The 4,097-nt window shown below is 41.1% G+C and carries 7 protein-coding genes; all 7 read right to left on the reverse strand.

All coding sequences use genetic code 11. The features are described 5' to 3' along the window. Positions 1-350, reverse strand: a 350-nt coding sequence (gene rpsI / locus RWZ99_RS08955) for a 30S ribosomal protein S9 (RefSeq protein ID WP_314678218.1), incomplete at its 3' end; no start/stop codon positions are given. A gap of 27 nt (positions 351-377) precedes the next feature. Then, entirely contained in the window at positions 378-824 is a 447-nt protein-coding gene (gene rplM, locus RWZ99_RS08960; RefSeq protein WP_002886374.1) for a 50S ribosomal protein L13, read from the reverse strand. 240 nt (positions 825-1,064) lie between these two features. Next, positions 1,065-1,265, reverse strand: coding sequence for a helix-turn-helix transcriptional regulator (locus RWZ99_RS08965; RefSeq protein ID WP_002886373.1), 201 nt, complete (start codon positions 1,263-1,265; stop codon positions 1,065-1,067). Between the two features lie 9 nt (positions 1,266-1,274). Beyond that, positions 1,275-1,745, reverse strand: coding sequence for a hypothetical protein (locus RWZ99_RS08970; RefSeq protein WP_314678225.1), 471 nt, complete (start codon positions 1,743-1,745; stop codon positions 1,275-1,277). 153 nt (positions 1,746-1,898) lie between these two features. After that, the gene (locus RWZ99_RS08975; RefSeq protein ID WP_314678227.1) at positions 1,899-2,759 is read right to left on the reverse strand and encodes a DegV family protein; all 861 of its coding nucleotides are present in this window, start codon (positions 2,757-2,759) and stop codon (positions 1,899-1,901) included. 8 nt (positions 2,760-2,767) lie between these two features. Next, entirely contained in the window at positions 2,768-3,283 is a 516-nt protein-coding gene (locus tag RWZ99_RS08980) for an NYN domain-containing protein (RefSeq protein WP_314678228.1), read from the reverse strand. A 2-nt stretch (positions 3,284-3,285) separates the two neighbouring features. Beyond that, on the reverse strand, positions 3,286-4,029 hold the full coding sequence (rlmB, locus tag RWZ99_RS08985; RefSeq protein ID WP_314678230.1) for a 23S rRNA (guanosine(2251)-2'-O)-methyltransferase RlmB: 744 nt from the start codon (positions 4,027-4,029) through the stop codon (positions 3,286-3,288). Between the last annotated feature and the right edge of the window lie 68 nt (positions 4,030-4,097).

Below are 4,097 nucleotides of genomic sequence, written 5' to 3' on the forward strand. Positions count from 1 at the left end.
CCTGGTTTCTTACGTTCAACCATACGTGCATCACGAGTAAGAAGTCCAGCGCGTTTCAATGAATCGCGGAAGTCTGGGTCTACTTGAAGAAGTGCACGAGCGATACCGTGACGGATCGCACCTGATTGACCAGCGTATCCACCACCTACAACGTTAACGTGTACGTCGTATGAACCTTCAGTTGAAGTAACTGCGAAAGGTTGGTTGATAACGAGACGAAGGTCTGCGTGTGGGATGTATTCTTCTACATCTTTTTTGTTAACAGTGATTTTACCAGTACCTGGAACCAAACGTACGCGTGCAACGGCGTTTTTACGGCGTCCTGTACCTGTATATTGTGCTTGTGCCATTATATTAGTGCTCCTTTCCTCTTAGAATTAGATAAGTCCTGAGATATCAAGTACTTCTGGTTGTTGTGCAGCGTGAGTGTGCTCACCGCCAACGAAGACTTTCAATTTCATACCTTGTGCGCGTCCAAGAGTGTTGTGTGGAAGCATACCTTTAACTGATTTTTCGATCAAACGAACAGCGTTTTTAGAACGAAGTTCACCTGCTGAGATCTGTTTCAATCCACCTGGGTACATTGAGTGAGTGTAGTAGATCTTATCAGTTGCTTTTTTACCAGTCAATTTAACTTTTTCAGCATTGATAACGATTACGAAGTCACCTGTATCAGTGTGTGGTGTGAAAGTTGGTTTGTTTTTTCCGCGAAGTACGCTAGCAACTACTGCAGAAAGACGTCCAAGTGGCACATCAGTTGCGTCAACGACATACCATTTACGTTCAACTTGGCCTGGTTTAGCCATAAATGTTGTTTTGTTCATGATTTCTCCTATATATAGTTCGATTTTTGTTTACGAGTGATGGGTGTTCCTTCCCATCGAAAAGTATTTGGAAGGTTCCGGGGCCTTTCAAATGGGGTAAACAATACCGTTTAACATAATATCAAAAAAAAACGTCCAAGGCAAGTCATTTGGAGGTGTTTTTCTTTTATTTTTTTAGCCTCTATTTTATAAGTTAGGTAATAGAATTCCCCCAAGAACCTCTCCTCTAAGGGAGGCAAACTAGTCCTCAGATTCCCAAAAAAGCTGGTCTAAAGTTTTGTCTAATGTTTTACAGATGGCAATGCACAAATTTATGGTCGGATTGTAGTCTCCCTTTTCAATAGCTGAGATGGTCTGCCGAGAGACTCCGATAGCATCTGCTAAACCTTGTTGAGTGAGGTCTTTTGCCACACGCGCTGATTTCATTTTTAAATTTTTCATTCAAAAAACCTACTCTTCGTCTTCCAGTTCTTCCAGACGGTTTTTCTTGATTCTTTTTATGATAACCCATCCGTCACAAATAAGGATCAAACCCAATGTCAAAAATCCTACACTGCTCATAAGAGTCTTCCCCATCTCAAATGACTGTACTAAACTTAATAGACCAATTAATGACATAACAATTCCAAAAAGTAACATTACCCAGAATAATACAAAAAGCTTTTTCTCAATTTTTTTGTCCACTAACCATGGATGCCCATTACATGATACGCTGTTCACCACGACCACGCACATAGAACCAAAGAAAGTGATGAATAATAATGACTGAGCTAAGTCTAGGGAGTGTGTCTTACCAGTAACCAGAATCGTTACAAATATCCCAAGCATGGCTACCCAATAACCTCGAGCAGCAGATTCTGCACTGATTAACTGAGCACGTTCATCCATCGTGTTAGCTACTTTTTTCTTTGACTTCTTCATTTTGTTTCCTCCATTTTATAGATTAATTATAGCATTATTTTACACTATGTCAAATATATCATTCATATTATATAAATTATCTTCTTATTTTCTATTGATACAGCATTTTAGACAAGGAAAAAATCAGATAGGAAAACCTATCTGACGTTTTTTCTATCTAGCTTCTTTACCAATCGTAAAGACGGCTAAGGTATCTGGTCCGACGTGGGTAGAAATAACTGGACCTAGTGGCATAATGAGAACTTGCTCAATGCCGTCAACCAATAACAAGGCTTCTTTGAGTTTTTGTGCTGATTCGATGTCGTTAGCATAAGCGACAATCGCTGTGCTATGTCCAATATCCTGAGTAGCTTGCAGGACCATTTCTTTAATGGCTTTTTTACGTCCACGAATTTTGGCCAAAGGAACCAACTTACCTGAAGCGTCTAGCCAAAGAAGAGGCTTGATATTAATCAAACTACCTATAATTGCTGAGCTCTTAGAAAGGCGGCCTCCTCGCATAAGATGGTAGAGATCATCAACTAAGAAATAGGTCCGTAAACGTGGCAAAATAGCCTCAATCATGGCTTTCGTTTCGGATAAACTCTTACCTTGGTCACGAGCTTCTGCCGCCAAGATAGAGAGATAACCCTCTCCACCTGCTGCCGCCAGGGTATCTACAATCTCAATGACAGCTTCTGGATGCTCATCCAAAATCATGTCACGCGCCATAACAGCACTTTGATAAGTACCTGAAAGCACTGATGAGAAGGCAAGATAAAGCAGAGCATCACCATTTTGAGCATGACGACGAAAAACCTCTTCAAATTGACCAACATTCACCTGACTTGTGGTTGGTTGACTTCCTTCTTGCATAGCTTCCAAAAGACGGTCACTCGTTAATCGATTGGGACCAACGGTCTCATAAGTAATATCATCGAGCGTAATAGTTAGACCAATGAGTTCAACCTCGTTCTCCTGAGCCCATTTTTCATCTAGATCTGCTGTTGAATCTGTCAAAATTTTAAATGTCATATATCCCTCTATTCTATTTCATTTAAAAGGTTCTGTAATTTTCCTAATTGTGTTTCGTCCCATGGACGTAACTTGGGGGTTGTTAGGTCAATATGTGCCGACATCTTGTCTAAATCCGACTTTACGGTATTAACACGCTCTTCCAACTCACGCGCTGAAACACGTAAAGCTCCTTGAGAAAAGATGGCCCACTGTTCATTCAAGTCGCTAGTTGCTACTTCAACTAGATTTTGAACAGTATTCATCTCGGCTGCTGAACGCTCAATATAGCTATCGGCTGTCTCGTCTTCCTCAGTAAAAATAACACTGACACGGTACTGGTCATAGCGCTGACGGCTCCCTGGAACAAACTGGGCATCAAACACACAGATGATATCAATATGCTCAAAGTTGGCATAATGATTGAGCTTACGAAGCAGTGTTTCACGAGCTTCGTCAAGCTGATTGGTCTTAAAGAGTTGACGGGTTTCTTGCCAAAAAGCAATCATATTATAACCATCAACCAGAAGTATTCTCTTTTTCATAGTTACAATCGGTTTCGATAAACTTCATACATGAGAACTGCAGCTGCCACACTGGCATTTAGGCTCTGCACATGACCACTCATAGGAATAGTAATCATCTCATCAACTTGTTTCTTGATGTTAGCAGAGATTCCCTTACCTTCATTACCAATGATAAGAGCAAGCTTGCCAGCTGTGTTCCATTTATGAGATGGGGTACCATCCATATCTGTACCAAATACCCAAAAGCCTGCTTCTTTAAGCTTATCAAGGGTTTGGCTAAGATTAGTCACTCTCGCAATCGGAATATGCTCCACCGCCCCTGTTGATGTCTTGGCAACGACAGGTGTTACCCCTACAGCACGATGCTTGGGAATAATAACTCCTGTCACCTGAGTAGCATCAGCCGTTCGTAGGATAGAACCAAAGTTATGGGGGTCGTTAAGTCCATCTAAAATGAGAATCAGAGGATTCTCCTCTTGCTCAGCCTTATCCATAATAACTGAGAGATCAGAGTAAGCGAACTCTGACACACGAAGGACAAAACCTTGATGAACAGCCCCACCTGTCATATCAGACAAGGTTTTCTTTGGTGTCCAAGAGATGGAAACCTTCTTTTCAGCTGCCAAGGCCTTAACAGCATCCACATTTTTCCCTCGAAGATCGTCTTGAATATAGAGTTTGTTTCCAGTATTAGCTTCTAGACTCTCCGTTACAGCATGTACACCATAAACAATATCTAGGCTTGATTCTTTAGTTGTTTTCATATGCCCATTCTATCATAAAAAACTCCAAGCAGGCAATGCCTGCTAACTCGTGACAGAAAAGAAAGTTC

This window comes from uncultured Streptococcus sp., assembly GCF_963545685.1.
Lineage (GTDB): Bacteria > Bacillota > Bacilli > Lactobacillales > Streptococcaceae > Streptococcus.

What these genes read in the sequence shown, in the direction of transcription:
- RWZ99_RS08965 (WP_002886373.1), bottom strand. Translation starts at nt 1,265, where the DNA reads ATGAAAAATTTAAAAATGAAATCAGCGCGTGTGGCAAAAGACCTCACT.
- RWZ99_RS08980 (WP_314678228.1), bottom strand. Translation starts at nt 3,283, where the DNA reads ATGAAAAAGAGAATACTTCTGGTTGATGGTTATAATATGATTGCTTTT.
- rlmB (WP_314678230.1), bottom strand. Translation starts at nt 4,029, where the DNA reads ATGAAAACAACTAAAGAATCAAGCCTAGATATTGTTTATGGTGTACAT.
- RWZ99_RS08970 (WP_314678225.1), bottom strand. Translation starts at nt 1,745, where the DNA reads ATGAAGAAGTCAAAGAAAAAAGTAGCTAACACGATGGATGAACGTGCT.
- RWZ99_RS08975 (WP_314678227.1), bottom strand. Translation starts at nt 2,759, where the DNA reads ATGACATTTAAAATTTTGACAGATTCAACAGCAGATCTAGATGAAAAA.
- rplM (WP_002886374.1), bottom strand. Translation starts at nt 824, where the DNA reads ATGAACAAAACAACATTTATGGCTAAACCAGGCCAAGTTGAACGTAAA.